This is a genomic window from Sporobacter termitidis DSM 10068 (assembly GCF_900130065.1).
GTDB classification, from domain to species: domain Bacteria; phylum Bacillota; class Clostridia; order Oscillospirales; family Oscillospiraceae; genus Sporobacter; species Sporobacter termitidis.
On the sequence record NZ_FQXV01000018.1, the window covers coordinates 1 to 23,011 of the forward strand.

Annotated in this window: 24 protein-coding genes; 11 read left to right on the plus strand and 13 right to left on the minus strand. The window is 56.2% G+C overall.

Annotated features, from left to right (window positions below; translation table 11 throughout):
- A partial coding sequence (locus BUB60_RS17840; protein ID WP_073082364.1) for an ABC transporter ATP-binding protein occupies positions 1-732 on the plus strand: 732 nt, incomplete at its 5' end.
- Positions 733-773: 41 nt separating this feature from the next.
- Positions 774-1,874, plus strand: a complete 1,101-nt coding sequence (locus tag BUB60_RS17845) for a mandelate racemase/muconate lactonizing enzyme family protein (protein ID WP_073082367.1) — start codon at positions 774-776, stop codon at positions 1,872-1,874.
- A gap of 70 nt (positions 1,875-1,944) precedes the next feature.
- Here the strand turns inward: BUB60_RS17845 and BUB60_RS17850 are convergent, their stop codons facing one another.
- From BUB60_RS17850 to BUB60_RS20255, 4 genes are all read right to left on the minus strand, one after another.
- Positions 1,945-2,337, minus strand: a complete 393-nt coding sequence (locus BUB60_RS17850) for a pyridoxamine 5'-phosphate oxidase family protein (RefSeq protein ID WP_073082371.1) — start codon at positions 2,335-2,337, stop codon at positions 1,945-1,947.
- 100 nt (positions 2,338-2,437) lie between these two features.
- Complete coding sequence (locus tag BUB60_RS17855; RefSeq protein ID WP_073082373.1) at positions 2,438-2,752, minus strand: carboxymuconolactone decarboxylase family protein; 315 nt, start codon at positions 2,750-2,752, stop codon at positions 2,438-2,440.
- Positions 2,753-2,831: 79 nt separating this feature from the next.
- Positions 2,832-3,764: an SDR family NAD(P)-dependent oxidoreductase gene (locus tag BUB60_RS17860; RefSeq protein WP_159435461.1), complete on the minus strand. Its 933-nt coding sequence runs from the start codon at positions 3,762-3,764 to the stop codon at positions 2,832-2,834.
- A gap of 230 nt (positions 3,765-3,994) precedes the next feature.
- Positions 3,995-4,153 (minus strand): hypothetical protein, encoded by a 159-nt coding sequence (locus tag BUB60_RS20255; RefSeq protein WP_159435462.1) that lies wholly within the window; start codon positions 4,151-4,153, stop codon positions 3,995-3,997.
- Between the two features lie 204 nt (positions 4,154-4,357).
- Here BUB60_RS20255 and BUB60_RS17865 point away from each other — a divergent pair, with 204 nt between their 5' ends.
- From BUB60_RS17865 to BUB60_RS17885, 6 genes are all read left to right on the plus strand, one after another.
- The gene (locus BUB60_RS17865; protein WP_073082381.1) at positions 4,358-4,723 is read left to right on the plus strand and encodes an ArsR/SmtB family transcription factor; all 366 of its coding nucleotides are present in this window, start codon (positions 4,358-4,360) and stop codon (positions 4,721-4,723) included.
- Positions 4,724-4,745: 22 nt separating this feature from the next.
- Positions 4,746-7,097, plus strand: coding sequence for a heavy metal translocating P-type ATPase (locus BUB60_RS17870; protein WP_073082385.1), 2,352 nt, complete (start codon positions 4,746-4,748; stop codon positions 7,095-7,097).
- Between the two features lie 382 nt (positions 7,098-7,479).
- Positions 7,480-8,079, plus strand: coding sequence for a GNAT family N-acetyltransferase (locus BUB60_RS17875; RefSeq protein ID WP_073082388.1), 600 nt, complete (start codon positions 7,480-7,482; stop codon positions 8,077-8,079).
- Positions 8,080-8,092: 13 nt separating this feature from the next.
- Complete coding sequence (locus BUB60_RS17880) at positions 8,093-9,166, plus strand: alanine/ornithine racemase family PLP-dependent enzyme (RefSeq protein WP_073082390.1); 1,074 nt, start codon at positions 8,093-8,095, stop codon at positions 9,164-9,166.
- A 242-nt stretch (positions 9,167-9,408) separates the two neighbouring features.
- Positions 9,409-10,221 carry a hypothetical protein gene (locus BUB60_RS19915; protein ID WP_143162409.1) on the plus strand — a complete coding sequence of 271 codons (813 nt, stop codon included), beginning with the start codon at positions 9,409-9,411 and terminating at the stop codon, positions 10,219-10,221.
- A 71-nt stretch (positions 10,222-10,292) separates the two neighbouring features.
- Positions 10,293-10,778, plus strand: a complete 486-nt coding sequence (locus BUB60_RS17885) for a hypothetical protein (protein ID WP_073082393.1) — start codon at positions 10,293-10,295, stop codon at positions 10,776-10,778.
- Positions 10,779-10,805: 27 nt separating this feature from the next.
- Here BUB60_RS17885 and mtnP read toward each other — a convergent pair whose 3' ends face one another.
- Together mtnP and BUB60_RS17895 are read right to left on the minus strand one after the other, a co-directional pair.
- Positions 10,806-11,534 (minus strand): S-methyl-5'-thioadenosine phosphorylase, encoded by a 729-nt coding sequence (gene mtnP, locus BUB60_RS17890; RefSeq protein WP_073082396.1) that lies wholly within the window; start codon positions 11,532-11,534, stop codon positions 10,806-10,808.
- A gap of 198 nt (positions 11,535-11,732) precedes the next feature.
- Positions 11,733-12,038, minus strand: a complete 306-nt coding sequence (locus BUB60_RS17895) for a pyridoxamine 5'-phosphate oxidase family protein (RefSeq protein ID WP_073082399.1) — start codon at positions 12,036-12,038, stop codon at positions 11,733-11,735.
- 119 nt (positions 12,039-12,157) lie between these two features.
- On the opposite strand from BUB60_RS17895, the gene BUB60_RS17900 reads away from it, so the two are divergent.
- On the plus strand, positions 12,158-12,523 hold the full coding sequence (locus BUB60_RS17900; RefSeq protein WP_073082402.1) for a winged helix-turn-helix transcriptional regulator: 366 nt from the start codon (positions 12,158-12,160) through the stop codon (positions 12,521-12,523).
- 58 nt (positions 12,524-12,581) lie between these two features.
- Here BUB60_RS17900 and BUB60_RS17905 read toward each other — a convergent pair whose 3' ends face one another.
- The 7 genes from BUB60_RS17905 to BUB60_RS17935 all read right to left on the minus strand — a co-directional run bounded on the left by BUB60_RS17905 (position 12,582) and on the right by BUB60_RS17935 (position 18,692).
- A complete protein-coding gene (locus BUB60_RS17905; RefSeq protein WP_200796652.1) occupies positions 12,582-13,460 on the minus strand; it encodes a transporter substrate-binding domain-containing protein in 879 nt (292 codons plus the stop codon).
- Positions 13,461-13,664: 204 nt separating this feature from the next.
- Positions 13,665-14,411, minus strand: a complete 747-nt coding sequence (locus tag BUB60_RS17910) for an amino acid ABC transporter ATP-binding protein (protein ID WP_073082410.1) — start codon at positions 14,409-14,411, stop codon at positions 13,665-13,667.
- A gap of 21 nt (positions 14,412-14,432) precedes the next feature.
- Positions 14,433-15,110, minus strand: coding sequence for an amino acid ABC transporter permease (locus BUB60_RS17915; RefSeq protein ID WP_073082414.1), 678 nt, complete (start codon positions 15,108-15,110; stop codon positions 14,433-14,435).
- Complete coding sequence (locus BUB60_RS17920; protein WP_073082418.1) at positions 15,091-15,753, minus strand: amino acid ABC transporter permease; 663 nt, start codon at positions 15,751-15,753, stop codon at positions 15,091-15,093. The genes BUB60_RS17915 and BUB60_RS17920 overlap by 20 nt, the downstream gene beginning before the upstream one ends.
- A 233-nt stretch (positions 15,754-15,986) precedes the next feature.
- Positions 15,987-16,910 (minus strand): SDR family NAD(P)-dependent oxidoreductase, encoded by a 924-nt coding sequence (locus BUB60_RS17925; RefSeq protein WP_073082421.1) that lies wholly within the window; start codon positions 16,908-16,910, stop codon positions 15,987-15,989.
- A 244-nt stretch (positions 16,911-17,154) separates the two neighbouring features.
- Positions 17,155-17,964, minus strand: coding sequence for an acetyl-CoA carboxylase carboxyltransferase subunit alpha (locus tag BUB60_RS17930; RefSeq protein WP_073082424.1), 810 nt, complete (start codon positions 17,962-17,964; stop codon positions 17,155-17,157).
- 8 nt (positions 17,965-17,972) lie between these two features.
- Entirely contained in the window at positions 17,973-18,692 is a 720-nt protein-coding gene (locus BUB60_RS17935; protein WP_207650778.1) for an acetyl-CoA carboxylase carboxyltransferase subunit beta, read from the minus strand.
- Positions 18,693-19,080: 388 nt separating this feature from the next.
- Between BUB60_RS17935 and BUB60_RS17940 the strand changes: the two genes are divergently transcribed.
- Both BUB60_RS17940 and BUB60_RS17945 read left to right on the plus strand, forming a co-directional pair.
- Positions 19,081-20,739 carry a hypothetical protein gene (locus tag BUB60_RS17940; protein WP_143162410.1) on the plus strand — a complete coding sequence of 553 codons (1,659 nt, stop codon included), beginning with the start codon at positions 19,081-19,083 and terminating at the stop codon, positions 20,737-20,739.
- 218 nt (positions 20,740-20,957) lie between these two features.
- Positions 20,958-22,967 carry a metallophosphoesterase gene (locus tag BUB60_RS17945; protein ID WP_073082435.1) on the plus strand — a complete coding sequence of 670 codons (2,010 nt, stop codon included), beginning with the start codon at positions 20,958-20,960 and terminating at the stop codon, positions 22,965-22,967.
- The last annotated feature ends 44 nt before the right edge of the window (positions 22,968-23,011 follow it).

A 23,011-nucleotide genomic window follows, 5' to 3' on the forward strand; every position in this document is an offset into this window, starting at 1 on the left:
ACGTCGGAAGCGCAGCTGCGCCAGTTCCGGCGGAGGATGGCGCTGGTGTTCCAGGACCCCTACAGCTCTTTGAACCCGCGCATGAACTCCGGCGACATCGTCGGGGAGCCCTTGAAGATCCATCGGCTGACCGGCAGCAAGAAGGAGTACGGCGACAGGGTCGCCGAGCTGTTTACCATGTCCGGCCTGAGCCCGGACATGATGGACCGGTATCCGCACGAGTTCTCGGGCGGGCAGCGGCAGCGGCTGGCGGTGGCCCGCGCCCTGGCGGGGGACCCGACGCTCATCGTCTGCGACGAGCCGATATCGGCCCTGGATGTGTCCATGCAGGCGCAGATTCTAAATCTTTTGATGGAGCTGCAGTCGAAAAACCCGCAGCTCAGCTATCTGTTTATTTCCCACGACCTGCTGGCCGTGCAGTATATCAGCCACAGGGTGGCTGTGATGTACCTGGGCAAAATCGTGGAGCTATCGGACGCATCGGCGCTGTATTCCAATACGCTGCACCCCTATTCCCGGGCGCTTTTGTCGGCCCAGCCGCTGCCGGACCCGGTGGCGGAGGAGACGCGCCGCCGGATCATTCTCACCGGCGACGTGCCGACGCCGCTGAATCCGCCGTCCGGCTGCGCGTTCCATCCCCGGTGCCCCATGGCGAAAAAGGAATGCGCCGAGGTCCCGCCTGAATTGCGCGACGTGGGGAACGGCCATTTCGTCGCCTGCCACTGCGTGTAAGGGGACGATATTATATAGGAATTGGAAAGGATGGATGGTTCATGGCGCATAAGATCAGGGATATCGAGATATATCTGCCGCTTTTTCGCCCGGAGACGCCGATGTACGACTCGAGCTTTGTCCTCAAAACGTCGGGCAACGTCGTGGTCCGGGTCGTAACCGAGGACGGGCTGGACGGCTTCGGCATGACATTTCCGGAGCCGGTGGCCGAGTACATCCAGCGGAATCTGAAGGAGGAAGTCGTCGGCAGGGACCCGTTGGCCAGCGAGGATATCTGGAACGGCATGTTCGCGGCCATCCGGTCCTCCGGCCGCAAGGGCGCGGCGCTGCTGGCCATGAGCGCCATCGACATCGCGGTCTGGGACCTGAAGGGCAAAATTCTCGGGCAGCCGGTCTATAGACTGTTGGGCGGCGCGAGGAGAAAAATCCCGGCCTATGCCAGCGTGGGCTTTTTGTCCATGCCGGAGGCTGAGGTGGCGGAGAAAGCGATAGAGTACGTGGCCGACGGGTACAAAACGCTGAAAATCAAGGTCGGGTACGACGGCGGGAAGAACATCCGGGCGGATGTGTCCCGCGTCGAAAGGGTTCGCCGCGCCGTTGGAGACGAGATCGAGCTGATCGTGGACGCCAACGGCATTTACGATGCCGCCACGGCCATCCGCTTTGCCCGCGCGGCGGCGGACCTGAAGCTCGCCCTCTTTGAGGAGCCGACCCATGCCGACGACATCCCGGGGCTCCGCCGGGTGCGGGAAGCGTCGGGCATACCTATTGCCACCGGCGAAAACGAGTATACGAAGTTCGGCTGCCGGGACCTGCTGCTGGCACAGGCGGCGGACGTTTTGCAGTTTGACGTCACCCGGGCCGGCGGAATCACCGAGATGCTGAAAATCTCCGCGCTCACTCAGGCCTGGAATTTGAAGCTGGCGCCGCATTTCTGGCCCCAGTATTCCGCGCATCTTTTGAGCCCCGCGCCCCATGGACTATACCTGGAGGTCTTTCCGGCATCGAAGGGCGCGCCGGCCGGGGGCAGGATCATCACAAATCAGCCGCCCGTGACGAATGGGTTTTATGAGATCCCCGACCGGCCCGGCTTCGGCCTGGAGTACGACATGGAGTATCTGGGAAAATACAAGGCGCCCTGAGGCGCCAAATATAAGCAAAACGAGGCCCCGCGCCGAACGCGGGGCCTCGTTTCGTATGGATGGATTTTGATCAGAACTTGATGACCTTGGGCGCCTCGGTGAAGGAGGAGATGGTGGCGGTGGCGTCCTTCAGGTAGAGCACCTGGCAATTGCCGTCGTCGGCCTTGTACATGCCCTGCAGGGAGGGATAGACGTCCAGCATGTGCTGCCGGGCCTCGACCCTGTCGTCCTCGACGGCAGTGGCGGCGATGCGGATCCATTTGCCCTCGAACATGGCGCAGATCTCGATTTTCGGATTCGCCTTCATCTGCTTGGACACGTCCTTGACCTTGCCGGTCTGGATGTACAGCTTGTCTTCAAAAATCTCCGCCGTGCCGAAGGGGCGGACCTTGGGCTGATTTCCGTCTACTGTCGCCAGATAATATGTTCCGGCCTTTTTCAAAAAATCGCATACTTCCTTCATTTGTGAAACCTCCACTTTATGGGATTGTCTGCCAATCCAGATTTGATATTATTACATCACGGGACGGCGCAATATTCAAGAGCAAATTGATAAAAAACGCTTACGCGGGCGCGTTGTCGTAGGCCTCCAGCGCGGCGGTGAGGCAGTCGGCCACGCCGTTGATGCCCAGCATCAGCGTCGTCAGCACGGCGCCGCGGACCTCCTCGCGGGTGGCGCCCGCCTTTTTGGCAAAGGCCGTGTGTCCCGCCACCGACCCGACGGCGCCGTTCTGGGCCTGGAGGGCGATGTAGATGAGCTGGAAGGTCTTTGCGTCGAGTCCGCCCTGGTTCTGGACCTTGCCCGCAAAGTCCATGAACGCCTGCATTGTTTCCGGGGATTCCTTGCCCCAAACCTCGAAAAAGTTGGGCTGTGCCATAACGGTCATTCCTCCAGTTATAAATTTATTAAGTCAAGTCTAGCACGTCCGGGGGCGTTTGTCGATAACTGTTTTCCGGTTATTCCCAGTCCGGGGCGCCGGGCGTGGTCTGCGATTCATAGACCGGGTTGTATGTCAGGAAGCTGAAGGCCTTTCTGAAATCGGGGTTCATCGGCTGATCGGGATACGCGCGCAGGATCGCGTCCGTCTTCTGCTGCATGCTCTCTTTGAATTCGGTGTGCGTGAGGATATACAGGTCGCCTCTCTTGATGCCGCGCACAACGCGCTCGCCGGCCTCCTCGGCCGACATCAGCAGCTTGCTGAAATCGGGGGCCTCGCCGGAAGGAGCCTCGGTTTTCCGCTGCAGGGGCGGGGCCGCCGGACCGTCGTTCTGGAGGATGTCCGGGCGGACTTCTTTTGACGTGGCGCTGAGGTTGCCGACGACGGGGCCGGGGCAAAACGCCGACGCGCCCACATTGGTGCCGCGCAGGTCCGACGCCAGCGTCTCCATGAGGCCGAGTATGCCGGCCTTTATCGCGCAGTATAAAGCGGCGCCCGGGACCACATAAAGGCCCGACTGGGACGCCGTTGAAACCACGTGGCCGCCTTCTCCGTGCTTGAGGATGCGCGGCACGATGGTGATGATGCCGTTAAGAACGCCCATAAAGCTGACGCCGAAGATAAAATCGCAGTCCTTGAAGGTGTTGTTCCAGACCGGACCCATCGGGGCCTCGACGCCCGCGTTGTTGATGAGCACGTGGATATTTCCGAAGATCCTTTCCACCTCATCGGCGGCTTTGGCATAGGCCTCGCGGTCCGTCACGTCCAGTTGAACGCCGAGTACCGGCCAGCCCTTTTCCTTGAAGAACGGAAGGACCTCGTCAATAGCCTTTTGGCGGATGTCGGCGATGACGACCTTCATCCCGGCCCTGCCGCAGGCCTTGGCGATGCCGAGGCCGATGCCGCTGGCCGCTCCTGTGATAAATGCGACTTTTCCTTTTAAGTTATCCATTGTTATCCTCATTCCCGCGCTGAGCGCGTTTTAATAACACATTTCCGGAATGCCTGTCCGCTGCGGCGCTTGCTTTCCCCGCCCGGATGCCGAGCTTTCCTGTAATTGCTAATATAAGCTTTCCGCGCGAGATTTTCAAGTAAGATTTCAGCAGATCGGATGAAAAGCAGAACAATACAGGCGGCATTTCTGCCGCCTGTATTGTTCTGCCGATGTCCGAAAGCGTGCCGCTATGTGGCGGACACGTTATCATAGGCGATCAAAACGCGATTTGAACTGTTGTTTCTGCTGATCTTCTGCTCCGCGTCTGAAAGCGTTTTCAGATCTTCGTCGGTTAAATCGCTGTACCTGAAGCCCGTCGCTTGCGGGTCGTTTTTAAAATCGGCCAAGTTATATCACCGCCTCTCGCATCTAGCATGCGGCGCGGCGGCCGATTTATAACAGTATTCTTGTGAAAAACATAACCAAGTATAAGAACAACACTTGAACAATTGTTCATATGTATATTGACAATTCACCGACGGAGACATATAATTGCAATAGAACAGTTGAACAATTGCTCATATATTCATTAAAGCTGTGGAGGTCAAGTGATGGACGACAATAAAAACGATATTTACAAGTGCGCCTCCAATGTCATCCACGAGGATGTTGTCGGCGCGGTGCGGCTCAAGCTGCCGGAGGAAGGGGATCTTTTTGAGCTGGCGGAGCTTTTTAAGGTTTTTGGGGATTCTACCAGAATCAGAATCCTGTGGGCGCTGACGGAGGCGGAGATGTGCGTGTGCGATATCGCGGCGCTGCTCAGTATGTCGCAGTCGGCCATATCCCATCAGCTCCGGGTTTTGAAGCAGACGCGGCTCGTCAGGCACCGAAAGGACGGCAAGGTCGTCTATTACTCGCTGGACGACGAGCATATCCGGCAGATTCTGGACCAGGGACTGACGCATATCAAAGAATAAAACTGCGGAAGGACGTGAGGAAATGTCAAACGAGGCGAGAAAAGAGCTTTTGCTCGAGGGGTTGGACTGCGCTCACTGCGCCGCGGCCATTGAGGACAGCGTTCGAAAGCTGAGCGGCGTCAGGGCGGCGGCGATGAATTTTGCCACCAAGACCCTGACGATCGACGCCGACGGGGCGGACGATATCGACGGCATCGTCCGCCATACGGGCGAGATCATCAGGAATATCGAGCCGACCGTCACGGTGCAGGAAAAGGTCATCTCGAAGCCGGCGCGGAAGGCGCTGGTGCTGATGGGCCTGGACTGCGGCCATTGCGCGGCGCTGATAGAAAAGAAAGTTAAGGCCCTGCCCGGTGTGACGGACGCCTCCGTGGACGTTGTCTCGAAAAAGCTGATAATCAACGCCCGCAGCAGGCGCGAGCTGGACGGCATTGTGCAGCAGGCCTCGGAGATTGCCCGGCAGGTCGAGTCCGGCATCGACGTCGTTGCGGAGGCGCAGCCGGCCGCGCGGGCCGAAGCTGAAAAAACGGAGAGGACAAAGCTGTATCTTGCCGGCGTGGGCGCCGTGCTGTTCGCCGCGGCGCTGCTGTTCAGTTTCCCGTTTTGGGTGGAATTCGGCGTGTTTTTTGCCAGCTACCTGCTGGTCGGCGGGGAGGTCCTCTTAAAGGCCGGCAGGAATCTTATCCGGGGGCGGCTTTTTGACGAAAATTTCCTGATGAGCGTGGCGACCATCGGCGCCTTTGCCATCGGACAGTTCCCGGAGGGCGTCGCCGTGATGCTCTTTTACCAGGTGGGGGAATTCTTTCAGCAGCTGGCGGTGAACCGTTCGAGAAAATCCATTGCCGCGCTGATGAATATCCGCCCGGACTATGCCAATTTAAAGGCCGGCGGAGAGCTCGTGCGCGCAGACCCCGACGAGGTGCATATCGGCGACACGATCGTTGTAAAGCCGGGCGAAAAGGTACCGCTGGACGGCAGGGTGACCGAGGGCCGCTCCGCGCTGGACGTCTCGGCCCTGACCGGCGAATCCGTCCCGCGGGAGGTAGCGCCGGGCGATGATATCCTGTCGGGCGCCATCAACAAAAACGGCCTGCTGACCGTAGAGGTCACAAAGGAATTCGGGGAGTCCACCGTATCGAAAATCCTGGAGCTGGTGCAGAACGCCGGCAGCAAAAAGGCCAGAACCGAAAATTTCATCACCAAGTTTGCCGGATATTACACGCCCGCCGTCGTCATCGTGGCGGTCCTGCTGGCGCTCGTCCCCCCGCTGGCGGTTCCCGGGGCGACCTTTTCAGACTGGATTAACAGGGCGCTGGTGTTCCTCGTGGTCTCCTGCCCGTGCGCGCTGGTGATCTCCATTCCGCTGGGCTTCTTCGGCGGCATCGGGGGCGCCTCGAAGGGCGGCATCCTCGTCAAGGGGAGCAACTATCTGGAGGCGCTGAACAGTGTGGACACCGTGGTGTTCGACAAAACCGGGACGCTGACGAAAGGCCGGTTCGAGGTCACCGGTATCAAATGCGCGGAAAATGTCGGTGAGGCGGACCTGCTGGAAAGCGCGGCCTATGCCGAAAGCTATTCCACCCACCCCATCGCGCTGTCCATTGTAAAGGCCTACGGCAGGGACATCGACCGGGGAGAAATCTCCCAGTTTGACGAAATCTCCGGCCACGGCATCAAGGCCGCCGCCAAAGGCCGGCTGATCGTGGCGGGAAACGACAAGCTGATGGCGCGCGAGCAGATCCCCTTTGAGCAGGCCGGCGAGCCCGGCACAATCGTGTATGTGGCCGTTGACGGGGCTTACGCGGGCTACATCGTCATCTCCGACCAGGTCAAGGACGACAGCAAGGGCGCCATTGCGGCGCTCAGAAAGCTCGGCGTTAAAAAGCTCGTGATGCTGACGGGCGACAGCAAGGCGGTGGGGGACAGGATCGGCAGGGAGCTGGGTCTGGACGAGGTGCACGCCGAGCTGCTGCCCGACGGGAAGGTGGCGGAGCTGGAGCGGTTGGAGGCCGCCAAGGCGCGGGGCGGCAAGCTCGTTTTTGTCGGCGACGGCATCAATGACGCGCCCGTCCTCGCCAGGGCGGACGTGGGCGTGGCGATGGGCGGCGTCGGCTCGGACGCGGCCATCGAGGCCGCGGACGTCGTCATCATGAACGACGAGCCGTCCAGGCTGGCCGCCGCCATCAAAATCGCCCGGCGCACGCGCCGGATCGTCTGGCAGAACATCATCTTTGCGCTGGCCGTCAAGGCGGTCGTCCTGGCGCTGGGCGCCGGAGGGCTCGCCAGCATCTGGGAGGCTGTCTTCGCCGACGTGGGCGTGGCACTTCTGGCGGTGTTGAACGCGATGCGGGCGCTGAAAACAAAAAATCTGTAAATTGCTGTAAAATACCCGCGGACCCGGTCTTCCCGGGCCCGCGCTCGCGCAAAATGTCGGAAACAGCGGTATAGCCTGCGGGATAACGACTGTTTTCGACATTTTGATTCTGGTAAAAAGTGATAAAATGGTAAAATGTAAAAAATATTAATTTCGAGTTAACACATCTGCAATACTGTGTTAATTGACACCCCCCCGGCCGGCGTGATAAAATTTAAGAAAATCTTTTGCTTCGGTTGGGCGGCCAATGCCGGATTTAAGTTATGCTATCAGGGGTGGGGAGTCCAAGAAGTGGGCTGCCTATTTTTGTTTGACCTTACACTTATTGCTTTTTGCCGCCGGCGGTGACCGAGCAGAACTTACAGAAGAAAAGGAGGATTTTATGGCGTTAAATTTTAACCAGAACTTCGATACGCTGCTGCAGCGTTATTCAGAACCGGCCTTTATCATTGAAAAAGATAAAAAGGTGCAACTGCCGATCAAATTTCGTTTATGCGCAAAAGACGATCTTGAAGAGATCATGGCTTTGCAGAGCGAGGTTTATGAAAATATTACCGCAAAAGAGATCTTCGTCTTTTCGACGGAGGACGAGCTTTCCGAGTCGCTGGAAACCGACGTGTGCATCGGCGCGTATCTTTTCGGCAAGCTCATCGCGTTTACGCTGATGGTCGTCAATCCGAACAGCCTCAGGAATCTGGGGTTATATCTGGACTACAGCCGGGAGCAGTGCCTGAAATGCGTCACCTATGACACGACCTTTATTGCGCCCGAATACCGGGGCTACGGCCTGCAGCGGCTGTTCATCACCATGAAGGACGCCATCGCCCGGGAGCTGGGAGCCCGGGAGGCGCTGGCCACGGTTTCGCCGGACAATGCCGCGAGCATTAATAATTTGAAAGCCAGCGGCTTTGAGCTGGCCGGCGAGAAGAAGATGTATGGGGGACTGAAAAGATATATTCTCCGCAAAAGCGTTACGGAATAGGCAGGTGAATGTGATGAAGCATATGCCCTGCCTGGAAATCAATCTGACCAAAATAGAGGAGAACGCGCGGCGGACCGTGGAGAAATGCGCCGGGATGGACATCGAGGTCCTCGGCGTTACAAAAGGCTTTGCGGCGCTGCCGCGCATTGTCAAGGCGATGCAGCTCGGCGGCATTACAAAATTGGCCGACTCGCGCCTGGAGCATGTCATCGCCCTGAGAAAACAGCATTTTTCACAAAGCATAACCCTCCTCAGAATCCCGCAGCTCAGTTCTATCGACGATGTTTTGACATATACCGACTGCAGCATCAATTCCGAGTACGAGGTCATCAAGGCCCTGTCGGAGAAGGCGGTGACGAAAGGCATCCACCACGATATCATCCTGATGATTGACGTGGGCGATCTCAGGGAAGGGGTGCTGCCGGAGGAGGCGGCCGACATGGCCGTCAAGGTGGCCGGGCTGCCCGGCGTCATTATTCGCGGGATCGGCACGAACATGGGCTGCTACGGCGGTATTCTGCCCACGATACGAAACCTCAACCTGCTGCTTGAAACGAAACGGGAGATCGAGGAGAAAACGGGCATCGTTATCGACATCGTCTCCGGCGGCGGCACATCTTCCCTGAAGCTGGTGGAAAGCGGGGACATGCCCGCCGGCGTCAACCAGCTGCGGGTGGGCGAGGGCATCCTTTTGGGGACGGATACGACACATGACCGCGAAATTCCCTGGCTGCATCAGGACGCGTTCCTGCTCAGGACGGAGGTCATCGAGGTGAAAACAAAGCCGTCGGTCCCTATCGGAGAAACGGGAAAGGATGCTTTCGGCAACACGCCTGTTTTCGTGGACAAGGGGTTATGCGACCGGGCGATCCTGGCCCTGGGGAAGCAGGACGTCAATCTGGAGGGCCTGATCCCCGCCGACCCGAACATCAGTATCCTGGGCGGCAGCAGCGACCATCTGATCATCGACGTCACAAACGCGGAGGACCGCGTCAAGGTCGGCGACCTGGTCACCTTCCGGCTCAATTATCAGGGCCTGCTGACCTCCAGCAATTCGAAATACATAAAAAAGGTTTATGTAAAGTAGATAAGCAATAAGGACAGCCGCCGTATCCTGCGATACGGCGGCTGTTTGTTATTTATTAATATATGTGATTAATGTGTCCTGCCAACCAAAGCAAAGTCGCTATTCTTCAGTAAGGTTAGAATTATACTTTTTAATCGATTTAAAGCTAATGTAACTATTTTACATTTTGATGTTGACATTTTCATCCAATGGGATTATATTGTAAGTATCATATAAAACATATAAGAAAGGTATGTATTACGATGAAGAATTTACTAAATGCAAAGTCTTTAAAAAAAGCCATCGCGTTGATTACGTTCATTTTCCTTATACCAGTGCTACCTGCATATGCCGCATCTAATACAATTGAGGGTTATTCATCCATAGCAACATTATATAATATAAAAAATGTTGCATCAAGTACTGTCCATAATGACGTACTTTCATTTAATAGCAGCTTAAAAAACAAGTCTGTTTTTACACAACAAGATTTGCATGAGATCGAACAATATGCCGACTTTTCTGCTGAGAAATTAGACAATGGATATACTCAATTTACAATTAAAGATAGGCAACCTATTGAAACATTAACTTATCTAAATGGCTCAACGGAAGCTATTTATAGCACGATTGTACTATATGGAACCGGCGAATTTAAATTTACAAATACCGGTATAGCAACTGGTGCGTTTTCAAGCCATGGAATAGGTACTATATATGTCGGTGTTCGTTCTAGCGATGTTGGTGATCTTTATAGACTATATACTGGTACTGCTGAATATGATACTACAGATAGTAGCGTAAGTCTTACATATTTAAAAGTTAGTGTTATTGCACTTGGTAAATGGTATAATCCTGATAATACTTCTATCAATGGTTATAATACTGGTTATCAAAATGATTTTGAACCGACACCTCTGCAAATAGGAGGGCAATATGGAGTAGTTTGCTATGACGATCATTACTATAATCTTTCAGTCTCATCAACTTATATCCAAACAAATGTTTATATAACTGAGAAAAAAGGTACAACAAATAATAATATCAATTTTTATGTACATCCATCAACAACTTAGTAAATGTAAAATTAAGATAACCTGTGGTGAAATTTCACCACAGGTTATGAATTTTGATAAAGGATACTTATATGAATAAAAAAGTCATTTCAATACAAGTTTTACTTTTGGTCTTATGGGTTGTTTTAATAAACTTATGGTATTTATTTTATGATGTGTACAAAACTGCTGCCAATATGCTCACATCTCTCTTTGGGTTGAGCATACGGTTCGGCTTCCTTGATACGCTGATGATCAGCCTTTTATTTCTTGCACTTATGATAGCGCTTGTTTATATCAATAAATTAAAATTTTCGCTCGTATATACTATCGTGGAGTTTGTGTTAATTTTTTTAAATAGCTTTATTTATGTATTCCCATACCAGGTCATGATGTATTTTCCGTTTGTTACCGGATCTCCCTTGTCTTTATGGGGTAAGATGTATAGCAGAGCTCTTGCTGCGCATGATTTCGCAGCGATTGTCATGGTATTTGAGCTGTTTTTATTCCTTTATAAATTACTCCTTTGGAGAAAACAAAATAAAAATGATCAAGCTGCAACACAAAATCAGATATAAATCAACAGCTAGCCGGCTGTTTGCTTGTCATTCGGCCATTTTAATGAGGAGCTTTTTGACTTTCTCGGCGTTTTCCCGCATCCTGTTCAGGACCATTTCGTACGATACCGGCTCCTCGTTTTCCTTCCAGCAGTCGTAGTCGGTGACCATGGCGATGGACTGGTAGGGGAGCTTCAGCTCATTGGCCAGAGACACCTCCGGCACCGTGGACATGTTGATCAGGTCCGCGCCCATGAGCCGGAACATGTTGGATTCCGCCCTGGTGGAAAATCGGGGGCCCTCGATGGTGACCATGGTCCCTTTGCCGTGATATTTATAGCCCAGCGCTTCTGCCGCCGCGGCGAGCTTTGCCCGCAGCGCCGCGTCAAAGGGCTCGGGCATGGCGGTGTGGACCACCTCGTCCTCAAAGAAGGTCAATGTCCGGAGCTTTGTCCAGTCGATAAACTGGTCTATAAAAACGAGGTCGCCCGGCATGAGCTCCTCCCGCAGGGAGCCGCAGGCGGTGGTGGCCAGCAGCTCGGTGCACCCGGCTTCCTTCAGCGCCCAGATATTGGCCCTGTACGGCACCCTTGTGGGCGAGATGCTGTGCCCCTTGGCGTGCCGGGCCAGGATGACGACCTCCGTATTGCCGATAGCGCCGCAGACGAGCCTGTCGGAGGTTTTGCCGTAGGGGGTATCCATCGCGAGCTCCTTGGGGTTTGACAAAATTTTAGGGTCGTCCAGACCGCTGCCGCCGATAATCCCGATTTTCTTCACCGCAAACACCTGCTTTTTAAATAATCGTATTTATTAAAAAACATATCACGCCGCCCGCCAAATTGCAAGACAGGCCATATCGGCGGGGGTATGGCGGAAATAAGACAGCGCAAGCGGAGGATAACGCCGACCCACGTTATCCTCCGCTTAATGTTTGCCGAAAAGCCAAGGGAGCCTCGCAAGGCTTTCCGGTGGCGGTTATATCATCGCGTCCGCCGTCTGCGCGGTGAAGATGAGCTGCTTGCCGGCGGCTTTGGCCGTGCCGGCGAGGCGATAGCCCTTGGGGCCGCCGTCCTTCATGGCGCCGACGATCCACGCCTTGTCGTTTGTTTTCAGGTTCTTCTGCGTGACCTCCATCTTGTAAATGCCGAAAATGACCTGATCGCCCGAGACCTCGCCCTTGCCGGCGATGATCGGATGCGGCGTCCCGTCCGCGCCCACCGTGACAAGCGTGATAAATGCCGACCCCTCGATGACAGCCTTGATTTCGTCGTTGATAATCATTTTTACATCTCCTTAAGTAATTGATAGCTATTTACTTTCAAATAACTATCTGGTACGATATTACTACCACAAAAAAAGAGATTCAAGTACGCAGAAAATTATAAGCAGGTGCGGAAAATATGACTGATAAGGATGTGCGGTGCGCCGTCCCATGTAAAAACAAGTGCCCCTGCATGGACCGCTGCCCGCTGGGGAGCGCGCTGAGGATCATCGGCGGGAAATGGAAGCTGCCCATATTATGCGCGCTCCATCAGGACGGCACCACGCGCTACAACGAGCTGAAGCGCAAAATCTTCGGCATTACGAACACCATGCTGGCCAGCTCCTTAAAGGAATTGGAGGAGGACGGGCTTATCGTCCGCCGGCAGTATATGGAGATGCCCGTGCGCGTCGAATACGCGCTCACCGGCGTCTGCGACGATCTGATGCCGATACTGAAGGAGCTGGCGCAATGGGGCGTCAGGGTACATAAAGAGGAAATATAAAGAAAGGCTCGGGCGCTTGCGTGCGCCCGAGCCTTTCTTGACGATTTGTGCGTTGGTGTTATTGTGTGACGCCGCCTTCGACGACGATCTGGTCGGCGGTGAACTGCTCCGGGAAGCTGTCCTTCAGCGTGGTGTCGTAGATCTTGTGGAAGAACTGCTCATCCTTGAGCTTGCCCTCGATCAGGTCGTTGACGTAGTTTAAAAGCTCCGTGTCGCCCTGCTTGACGGCGCCGGCAATGTAGTCCTTGTTGCCCAGCTCGTCGATGCCGACCACATAGCCGGGGTTCTGCTTGGCCCAGGAGAGCAGCAGCGTATTGTCCTGCGCGAAGGCGTCCGCCCTGCCGGTGGTGAGGGCCTGATAGCCGTCGGTGATGGCGTCGACCTTGACCAGCTTGACGTCGGGGTAATTCTGGGTGAAATAGGCGTCCGCCGTGGTGCCGGTGTTGACGGCCAGGGTTTTGCCCTTCAGGTCGTCGACGGAATTGATGGGCGCTTTTTCGCTGGAGACGACGCCGATGGAGACCTTTTCATAAGGCAGCGTGAAGTCCACGCTCTTTGCTCTTTCCTCGGTCACCGTAAAGTCCGCCAGCATCAGGTCGACCTTGTCGGACTGCAGATAGGCGACTCTGTCGCCGGGGTTCATCGTCACCCAGGTGATTTTGCTCTCGTCGCCGAGCAGCTCCTTCGCCACGCGCTTGCCGAGCTCGACGTCATAGCCCTTGAAGGAGCCGTCGGCGTCCTGATAGCAGAACGGCGCGTCGTCCGAGAAGATGCCGATCCGGATGGTGCCCGCGGCCTTGATCGCGGCGAGGGAGCCCGAGCCCCCGGCGGGCGCGGAAGCGGACGCCGATGCGCCGGCCGGCGGCGTGCTTGAAGCGCATCCGAACAGGGCGGCGGCTAAAACGAGAGTGAGAGCCAATGCTAAAAGCTTTTTCATTTTTTTCATCCTTTCAATATAACAATGCAATATAAGTAACGCGCTGAGCTCGATATAACGACTTTACACACCGCAGACCTGACGCGCGGCGCCGATCGATCCGCCCGACCGGATTGCCATCCCCCCTCCTGCCGGCGCCGCCGTGAAGCGGATCGTTTATGTGTGAATCAGGTTTACAGGGCTGAAGAAAATGTCTTGTGAAGGTCAAATAGTGAAATCGTCCTGCAGGTTCAGGAATTTTCTCGCGTCCACGGTGCTCGGGGCGCTGAAGAATCTTTCCGGCGTGTTCGTTTCGGCGATGGTGCCGTTTTCCATATAAATGATCTCGTCGGCCACCTTTTCGGCAAAGGCCATCTCGTGCGTGACGATCAGCATGGTGAGCCCCTGGTCGCGGAGGCCCCGGATCACGTCCAGCACCTCGCGGACCATCTCCGGGTCCAGCGCGGCGGTGACCTCGTCGAACAAAAGGATCTCCGGATTCATGCACAGTGCCCGGCAGATCGCCACGCGCTGCTTCTGGCCGCCGGAGAGCTCCCGCGGATACGCCGACTGCTTTTCCAGCAGGCCGACTCTTTCCAGCAGCTTCAGGGCTTCCTTCGAGGCCTCCTCCTTGCTCCGCTTCTCCACCCGCATGGGGCCCAGGGTGATATTGCTCAAAACGTTCATATGCGGGAAGAGGTCGTAGCTTTGGAATACCATCCCGATCTTTTTCCGCACCTCGCTCCAGTGCCTGTAGCTCATGCCGGGGCCCGTGATCAGCGCGTCGTCCAGCCAGACCTCGCCGCTGTCGATCTTCTCCAGGCCGTTCAGACATCGCAGGAGCGTGGATTTGCCGCAGCCGGAGCGGCCCAGTATGGCGATGACCTCGCCTTTCTTCACATCAAAGCTGATATCCTTTAAAACGGTATTGCCGTCAAACGATTTTTTAAGATGCTGTACCTTTAAAAGCATATATTCACCCTAACTCCGGCGTTACGCCAGAACTTTTTTCTCCAGATATTTTTCAAACAGCGACAGGGGATAGCAGATGATGAAATAGACGATCAGCAGGAAAAGATACATCGTAAACGAAATGTAGCTATTTGGATTTCTCAGATATGTCACCTGAATGATGCTCTGGGAGACCTTCAGCACTTCGGGCACGCCGATCAGGTAAACGAGCGTGGTCGTTTTGATGAGGCGCGTGGCTAGGTTGACAATCGAGGGCGTCGTCCTGGCGATGATCTGGGGCAGCAGGACAAATATGTACATCTGTATTTTTGAAAGGCCCAGGGCCATGCTCGATTCGTACTGGGACCTCGGCAGGCTGGTGATAAAGCTCCGCACCAGGTCGCCGATTTCAAACGCGCCCCACAGCGTGAAAACCAGGATCGACACGGCCACGTTGTCTATCTGTATATGAAAGATGTTGGCCGAGCCAAAGAAAAATACAAACAGCCAGATGAGCGGATGTATGAGCCGGAAAGCCTCCAGAAACGTCCGCAGCACGCCGAGAAGCACCTTGCTTCTGGACGTCATCGCAATGCCGAGGATGAGCCCCAGGATGATGGAGAGCACCAGCGCGATCAATGATATCTTGAGCGTGACCGCTATGCCGTCCAGCAGCCGGGGGAAGGATTTGAGGATGTTGTCAATTCCCAAATTCTGCATAGCGTATTCTCCTTTCCACTCTGGAAAAAGCATAGGTCATCGGTATGAGGATCACGAGATAGGACAGGACCATGAACAGCGCGACGGGGATGATCAGGTCAGGGCGCAGGCTGATGATGCTGAAGGCCTGGTATACGATCTCCGGCAGCAGGATCAGCTTCATCGCGGAAACCTCCTTGGTCAGGAAGATGGCGTTGTTGTTGATTGCGGCGATGGAGATGGAGATCGACTGGGGCAGGATGAGATACCTTACCGTATCGAGCTTCGACAGCCCGATGGCCAGCGCCAGCTCCTTCTGGTTCGTTGAAATCGCCTTGACGGCGGCGAAAATGGCCTCGCACATGTACGCCCCGCCCAGGAGCGACAGCACGATGACGGAGCAGGTAAAGCTGTCGAGCACCATAAAAATCTTGGGCAGCCCGTAAAATATGAAGTACGCCTGGATCAGCGACGGCGTGTTTCTGAAAAACACGACGTAGACCCTGATCAGGGTTTTGAGTACCGGCACCCCAAAGTACAAAACGATGGCGCAGACGAGCCCGATGACGAGCGCGATCGCGATCGATGCGAGCGCCACCTCCAGCGTCACCAGCGCGGCTTTGGTGAATATGACGACCAGGTCCAGAATACTGTTTATCCCCATAGGCCCCCCAACAACATCCTTTTGAAAGCTTCCCGGCGCTGCCGATGGCTCGGCAGCCCGGGAATGGACTTCAATTGTATAAGACTAATCATACATGTTTAATATGTTTTCCGTATCATATCGCCTAATTCATACAATGTCAATAGGTTTTATATTATTTTGTTCGATTTGCTTAAAACAAAAAAACAGCCGACCCGCGGCGTCGCGGGTCGGCTGTTTTGAGTGTAAAAGCTTCAGGCTTTTTCGGTGTCTTTTTTATACGCGGGCACCTGGGTCTGCGTGTCGTAAATCGGGTTTTGGACGTTCAGGCTGAAGACCTGCATAAAGGTCTCGTCGGGCTCCTCGTCGGGGAGCGCCCTGGTGATGGCGTTGGCGTGGGCCAGCCAGCCCGCCTTCCACTCCGCGTGGGTAAAGATGAACAGGTCGCCGCGCTTTATCCCGCGCACGACGCGCGCGCCGGCCTCGTCGGGGGACCGCTCCAGCGCGCGGAAGTCGACGTTCGACAGCTTGGACGGGCTGAAGGGCTTGAACGGCGCGCCCAGGACCTTTGTGCGGAGCGCGTTCGTCGTCGTGTTCAGGTTCGTCGCGTACGGCCCGGGGCAGAACACGCTGGCGCCGACGCCCGTACCCTCAAGGTCGATGGCCAGCGTCTCCATGATGGCCATGGCGGCGCGCTTCGTTGAATTGTACAGCACCATGCCCGGCACGGGGATGAGCCCGTTCTTGGACGAGGTGGTGACCACGTGGCCGCCCTCGCCGTGCTTTAAAATACGCGGCACGATGGTCTTGATGCCGTTTAAAATGCTCTTGTAATTGATATCGATGGCAAAGTCCATATCCTCGTAGCTGGCTTCCCAGATTTTGCCCTCCCGGAGCCCGATGCCGGCATTGTTGACCAGCACGTGGAGCTTTCCGAACACGGCTTCCGCCTCGTCGGCCGCCTTGGCAAACTGCGCGCGGTTGGTGACGTCCAGCAGAATCCCATGGGCCGGCCAGCCGTTTTCCTTAAAGACCGGCAGCGCCTCGTCGATGGCCTCCTGCCGGAAATCGGCCAGCACAATGTTCATGCCCTCTTTGGCCAGAGCCTTGGCGATGCCCAGCCCCAGGCCGCTTGCCCCGCCCGTGATAAAGGCGGTTTTGCCCTTGAAGTCTGTCATATGTATCCCTCCGTCGTTGTTTGGCTGTTGAAGCCATTATAGCATCGCGCGCCGTCCGGCGCACTACGGGGCGATGAAAATATCGATTCGGATAATGCATGTCGTCATACATTTAATATCGTGAAAGAAAAGACGCCGGTCAGGAAGGCGCGGCGGGAAAGTAAAAAGGGTTGCCCCAAATAGCCTGTCAACCTGAGCGCGGCGCAGGAGCTATTTGGGGCAGCCCTTTATTTATATTGATAAGCTACAGCTCGGACGCCGTGGCGTATTCGCCGATTTTGCGGAATTTTTCGTTCCGCAGCTCCACAAGCTTTTTGACCGGCATGTTCTTATATTTGTTGAGGCATTTTTCAAGATACATCCGGATATTTTCAGCCACGATGAACGGATTATCGTGGGCGCCCTGGTTTGTTTCCAGAATGACCTCGTCGATGATGCGCATGCTTTTCAGGTCGTTGGCCGTCATCTTCAGCATCTGGGCGGCCTCGATATCGCGGCTGGAATCCTTCCACAGGATATTCGCGCACGCTTTTGGGGAAATCACGCTCAGCACCGCGTTTTCCAGCGCCGCGATCTCGTTGGCGGCGCACAGCGCCAGGGCGCCGCCGCTGCCGCCGTCGCCGATGAGCACGCTGATGATCGGCACCTGGAGATTCATCATCAACATGAGGTTGTTGGCGATGGCGATGTGCTGGCCGTTTTCCTCCGCCTCAATGCCGGGATAAGCCCCCACCGTATCGACGAAACAGATCACGGGGCGGTGGAATTTCTCCGCCTGCTTCATGAGCCGGAGGGTCTTCCTGTAACCCTCGGGCCTGTTCATCGAAAAGTTGTACTTTATATTTTCCTCCAGGGTGCGCCCCTTGACCTGACCGATGACGGTCACCGGGCGGCCGAGAAAGGAGGCGATGCCCCCCACAACAGAGGGGTCGTCCCCCGACAGGCGGTCGCCGCAGAGCTCCACGAAATCCGGGAAGATGTGATTGATATAATCGACGGCGTTCGGGCGGTCCTTATGGCGGATCAGTTTCAGGCTTTTTTCAATAGCTGTCATTTAAAACCTCACGCATGTAGTTGCAGGAGCTTGGCGAGTATCGGGCGCAGGTCCTCCTCCTGGGCCACCATATCCGCAAAGCCGTGTTCCTTGATGAACCTGGCCGACTGAAAATCATCGGAAAGCTTTGTGCGCGTCGTCTCCTCGATGATACGCTTGCCGGTAAAACCGATCTGGGCGTTTTCCTCGGCAATGACGATATCGCCCAGGGAGGCAAAGCTGGCCGTGACGCCGCCCAGCGTGGGGTTGCTTAAAACGGAGATGTACAAAAGCCCCTGCTGGCTGTGCCTGTAAACGGCGGAAGCCGTTTTGGACATCTGCATCAGGGAGTAAACGCCCTCCTGCATCCTGGCCCCGCCGGAAGCGGTGATCGTGATGACCGGCAGCTTTTTCTTTATCGCCAGCTCGAACGCGCGGGTTATTTTCTCGCCCACCACGGAGCCCATGGACCCCATCATGAACAGCGGCTCGAAAATCAGTATGATGCAGGGCTGCTTGTTGATCGCGGCGAATCCGCTGATGACGGCTTCGTTCTCCGAGCTGCTGGCCCGGGCTTTTTTAAGCTTTTCGTCGTAGCCGGGAAATCTTAAAATGTTGATCGGCAGCAGGTTCCTGTCAAGCTCGCTGAAGCTGTTGTCGTCAACGATTCTCTTAAGCTTTTCCCGCGCCGTTTTTATATCCGTCTTTGGCTGGCTGTTTGGTTCCGTCGATTCTGTCATAAATGGCATCAGCATTCCTTTAGTTTTTATGAGTCATGCAATTTTATATTATTGTATCGGAAAAAGCAATATGACCGCCCGACAAAATTGACCGGAAGGCAGACTGCTAAAATTTCACTCCGGATGCAAGGATTTCCTTGGGTGAATCGTATTTGATGTGATGACAAACGAAATATGCCGGCCGGGCGGATATATTTCGCATTGTCTGTGTAAATCCGGACGAGCAGTTGATTTTCAAGTATGAAAGGAGCATTTTACAGTGAAGAAAATCAGAAAAATATTGGCGTTAGTTCTGATCATGGCATTTGGTTTTTCACTTTTTTCGGTTGCCTCCGCAGCATCATTTAAGCATGACAATCACGACAATAAAAACAGGGGCAATTCATTTGGCGGCTATTTGGCTTCAAGGTCAGGCTCAAAGACAGCGTCAAAGGATTCAAACGACCTGAGCCTGGACGCCCAGACGCTCTACGCCCTCGGCCTGCTGCAGGGTGACGGCTCCAAGGGCCTGACGTCCGCGTACATGCATTCACGGCCGACCCGCATCCAGGGCTTTGTTCTGGACTTGAGGCTTATGGGCAAGGAGCAGGACTCCGATAACTTCAGCTATCGCTCCGGCGACGCAAACTTCAGCGATTATCACGGCTGCTCGAGCTATGTCCAGCAAAAGATGGCCTATGCGAAAAAGCATCCGGAGCTCAACTGGATAGGCTCCGACAACAAGTTCAATCCCATGGGCTATCTCGCCGCGCAGGATTACGCGAAAATCATGCTGACGGCGCTGGGTTACGAGTACAACGTCGATTTCAACTGGCTCAATGAAGCGCAATTCGCCGAAAGACTCGGCCTGACCATCCCGATCGACGGCAACTTCGACCTCGCCGCGCTGGCGACGATGACGGTCGAGGCGCTGGCGATGACAATGAAAGACTCCGACCAGACGCTTGCCGATTATCTGGCCTCCGTCAATCCCGATTTCGCGGCGAAGCTGGCGGCCCTTATAAACGGCACGACGCCGGGCACGACGGATACGACGAAACCCACTGTGACAAGCGTCGTGCTGGCCGCCAACGGACAGGTCGCCGTCTCCTTCTCCGAAGCGATGAAAGCCGATACGGTGAAGAATCTCGCCAACTATGCCATTGACCTGGACGGGTCGCTGGGGACGTACACCAGCACGCCCCTGTCCCAGATGACAGGCGCCGCGGCCGTCCCGGCCGCCGACCTGAAGAGCGTGACGCTGACAATTCCCCACAACGTGCTGAACGGCGGGACGGCAGCGGGCGCCGGTGTCACCAACATCACGTTCAGCGGCCTTGCCGACCAGGCCGGCAATGTGCTCGAGCCCGTGACATGCTTTGTCCAGGGAACGTCCGCCTCGACTCCGCTGACGGTGCTGACAGCCGCCGCCCTTGACGTCAACAAGCTGCAGGTGACCTTCAGCAACCCGATGAAGACCATCGATTCCACGGAATTCCGGCTTTACAGGGCGGATGGTGTGACGCTCGCCTCCGTCGGCACAAGCTACGTGCTTGACACGACCGGCAAAGTGGTGACGATCACGCTGGGCGGCAGCCTGACGGCGTCGGCCATGGCGTCCGACACGGATACGGCACCCGCGAAGCTGGCGATTTCGGCGACGAAAACGAAGGATATTTACGGCAACGCCGTATCCGGGGCCGTGGCCGTTCCCGTCGTCAGCAGCGCGACGCCGGCGACAGTCACGATCCATGACGGGATTGTCCCCGCCGTTGCTTCTCTCGTTAAAGGGACGGACCCCTACACAGTCGTTGTGACCTTCACCGAGCCTGTGGGCGCCGCGGACGCGGCGGCGATTTCCTCGGCCTTCCGGATCACGGACGCCTACGGGATGCCTCTGACCGCCACCTACACCTTCTCCGGCGCCCGGGGGACGGTGGGCAGCTTCACGACGCTCACCGCAGCCATTTCCGGCGCGACGGACGGAACCTACGGCGCAGAGCTCCTGGGCCAGGGCATCAAGGATGCCGCCGGCAACGTTGTCAAGGCCTATGCCAAGACAGCCGTGGATTTTTAAAAGAAAGCCGGAAATAACTATAATAAAACCGCCGTATCACGCGATACGGCGGTTTTGTCATGGCCTGTTTTGGCGTTGTTTGCCGCCTGTTAAGGCTGTGTAAAATGTTAGAAAAAAGTTGGAAAAGTCTATTGAGACTGGATTTTTGTGGGGATATACTGGCCCTGCCGGACAGAACCCGGACTTCAATATCCGGCATCTATAAAGGAGGAAATACGATGCAAACAAAACGGAAACTGATGATCGGCGTTTTGCTGGCGGCCGTGCTGCTTCTCGGCGCCTATCCGCTGGCCTCGGCAGCCACAGTACATTATAACGACGCCAGCCAGACGGGCGGCTCGGCAGAGTGGACCGCCTGGACCGACGCCTGGGAGCAGACGGCGGCGGATTTCACCAAGGTATCGCTGACGCCGGGCACCGACGCCACGGCGCTGAACTTTGCCTGGTACAGCGCGTCCAACGGGAGCGCCGCCACCCCGGTGGTGCATTTCGGCACGGACAAGAACAATTTGCAGACGTATAAGGGCACTTCTGCCGCGGTCGACAAGAGCCTGACCGGCGACGCGGCGTATGACTACAACCACGTTGCCGTGACCGGCCTGAAGGAAAACACGACCTATTACTATACGGTGGAGAAAAACGGCGTCCAAACCGCCGCCCAGACGTATAAGACCGGCAGCTTTGAAAACGTCAAGATCCTGCTGGTGGGTGATCCCCAGATCGGCGCGTCCACCGGCCAGCCGCAGGGCAGCGGCAAGCTGGCCGAGGGCACCGGCGCCGACAATACGGCCGCCCGCAACGACGGCTTTGCCTGGGACCGCACGCTGGATATCGCCTTGGCCCAGAATCCCGACCTCAATTTCGTCATCTCCGCCGGCGACCAGGTCAACAGGACCGCGAAGCCCAAGGAGGAGGAGTATGCGGCTTACCTGTCGCCCAGTGCCCTGGCATCCCTGCCGGTAGCCACGACCATCGGCAACCATGACTCCCTGAATCCCGACTATGCCTATCACTTCTATAACCCCAACGCCACCGCCAACGGCGCCACGCAGGCCGGCGGCGATTACTATTACTCCTATGGCGACGGATTGTTTGTCGTCCTGAACACCAACAACTACAACGTCGCCGAGCACGAGGCCACGCTGAAAGAGGCCGTCGCCTCCAACCCCGGCGCCAAGTGGAGGATCGTCACGATCCATCAGGACATCTACGGCTCCGGCCTGGATCACTCCGACACGGACGGCATGATCCTCCGCACCCAGCTGACCCCCGTCTTCGACAAATACGACGTCGACGTGGTGCTTCAGGGCCATGACCACACCTACAGCCGCAGCAAGATTCTTTACGGCGACAGCCAGGCCCACGGCGCGTACGAGTTCCAGCTCAACGACGCCAAGACCGACTATGACTGGAACAACGCCTACAACAATACGAACAGCGCGAAAATCCCCCTGAATCCGGCGGACACCGACACCCAGGGCAAGGCGGACCGCGCGGCGTTCGGGGCCGACAACAGGTGCTATAACATCGAAAGCGTCGCCGGCAGCACCGTGGTCAATCCTTACGGGACGCTGTATATCACCGCCAACTCCGCCTCCGGCTCCAAGTTCTACGAGCTCATCAATCCCCAGCAGGATTACATTGCAAAGCGGAGCCAGAACTGGCTGCCCAGCTATTCCGTGATCAGCATGACCGCCGCGAGCTTCTCCATCGACACCTACCAGATCACCGCGGAGGGCAAAACGGAGAAGATCGACGATACCTTTACCATCCAAAAAACGGGCGCGCCCGAGGCAGTAAACGCAGCCATGACGCGCGGCGAGGCCGTCCTCCGGCTGTATAACGGGGCCGGCGCTCCGGCCGTGACAGGCGGCGCGGGCTTCTCCGACGTGTCCACCGGCGCGGCGTACTACAACGCCGTGGCGTGGGCCAAGGCCGGCGGCATCGTCAGCGGCGTCTCCGCCGCCAGCTTCAATCCGGACGCGGCCGTGACGCGCGAGCAGCTTGCCGTGATGATGTACAATTACGCCGCCGCGACAGGCAAGCCTGTCTCCGTGGACGGGACGAAATACGCCGCCTATCCCGACGCCGCCGCCGTGGCGCCCTGGGCGCAGGACGCGGTAAAGTTCGCCGTCAACGAAGGCCTGCTGACCGGCGCGGCGCTCAGCCCCAAGGAAACGGTCTCCGCGTCCGCGGTGGACTACGCCCTGACGAAGCTGGGCGAATAACACCGGCAAAAAATAAGGTTGTCTCAAGACAGCCTGCCATCCTG

What these genes read in the sequence shown, in the direction of transcription:
- BUB60_RS17845 (WP_073082367.1), top strand. Translation starts at nt 774, where the DNA reads ATGGCGCATAAGATCAGGGATATCGAGATATATCTGCCGCTTTTTCGC.
- BUB60_RS17850 (WP_073082371.1), bottom strand. Translation starts at nt 2,337, where the DNA reads ATGAAGGAAGTATGCGATTTTTTGAAAAAGGCCGGAACATATTATCTG.
- BUB60_RS17855 (WP_073082373.1), bottom strand. Translation starts at nt 2,752, where the DNA reads ATGGCACAGCCCAACTTTTTCGAGGTTTGGGGCAAGGAATCCCCGGAA.
- BUB60_RS17860 (WP_159435461.1), bottom strand. Translation starts at nt 3,764, where the DNA reads ATGGATAACTTAAAAGGAAAAGTCGCATTTATCACAGGAGCGGCCAGC.
- BUB60_RS17865 (WP_073082381.1), top strand. Translation starts at nt 4,358, where the DNA reads ATGGACGACAATAAAAACGATATTTACAAGTGCGCCTCCAATGTCATC.
- BUB60_RS17870 (WP_073082385.1), top strand. Translation starts at nt 4,746, where the DNA reads ATGTCAAACGAGGCGAGAAAAGAGCTTTTGCTCGAGGGGTTGGACTGC.
- BUB60_RS17875 (WP_073082388.1), top strand. Translation starts at nt 7,480, where the DNA reads ATGGCGTTAAATTTTAACCAGAACTTCGATACGCTGCTGCAGCGTTAT.
- BUB60_RS17880 (WP_073082390.1), top strand. Translation starts at nt 8,093, where the DNA reads ATGAAGCATATGCCCTGCCTGGAAATCAATCTGACCAAAATAGAGGAG.
- BUB60_RS19915 (WP_143162409.1), top strand. Translation starts at nt 9,409, where the DNA reads ATGAAGAATTTACTAAATGCAAAGTCTTTAAAAAAAGCCATCGCGTTG.
- BUB60_RS17885 (WP_073082393.1), top strand. Translation starts at nt 10,293, where the DNA reads ATGAATAAAAAAGTCATTTCAATACAAGTTTTACTTTTGGTCTTATGG.
- BUB60_RS17895 (WP_073082399.1), bottom strand. Translation starts at nt 12,038, where the DNA reads ATGATTATCAACGACGAAATCAAGGCTGTCATCGAGGGGTCGGCATTT.
- BUB60_RS17900 (WP_073082402.1), top strand. Translation starts at nt 12,158, where the DNA reads ATGACTGATAAGGATGTGCGGTGCGCCGTCCCATGTAAAAACAAGTGC.
- BUB60_RS17905 (WP_200796652.1), bottom strand. Translation starts at nt 13,460, where the DNA reads ATGAAAAAGCTTTTAGCATTGGCTCTCACTCTCGTTTTAGCCGCCGCC.
- BUB60_RS17910 (WP_073082410.1), bottom strand. Translation starts at nt 14,411, where the DNA reads ATGCTTTTAAAGGTACAGCATCTTAAAAAATCGTTTGACGGCAATACC.
- BUB60_RS17915 (WP_073082414.1), bottom strand. Translation starts at nt 15,110, where the DNA reads ATGCAGAATTTGGGAATTGACAACATCCTCAAATCCTTCCCCCGGCTG.
- BUB60_RS17920 (WP_073082418.1), bottom strand. Translation starts at nt 15,753, where the DNA reads ATGGGGATAAACAGTATTCTGGACCTGGTCGTCATATTCACCAAAGCC.
- BUB60_RS17925 (WP_073082421.1), bottom strand. Translation starts at nt 16,910, where the DNA reads ATGACAGACTTCAAGGGCAAAACCGCCTTTATCACGGGCGGGGCAAGC.
- BUB60_RS17930 (WP_073082424.1), bottom strand. Translation starts at nt 17,964, where the DNA reads ATGACAGCTATTGAAAAAAGCCTGAAACTGATCCGCCATAAGGACCGC.
- BUB60_RS17935 (WP_207650778.1), bottom strand. Translation starts at nt 18,692, where the DNA reads ATGCCATTTATGACAGAATCGACGGAACCAAACAGCCAGCCAAAGACG.
- BUB60_RS17945 (WP_073082435.1), top strand. Translation starts at nt 20,958, where the DNA reads ATGCAAACAAAACGGAAACTGATGATCGGCGTTTTGCTGGCGGCCGTG.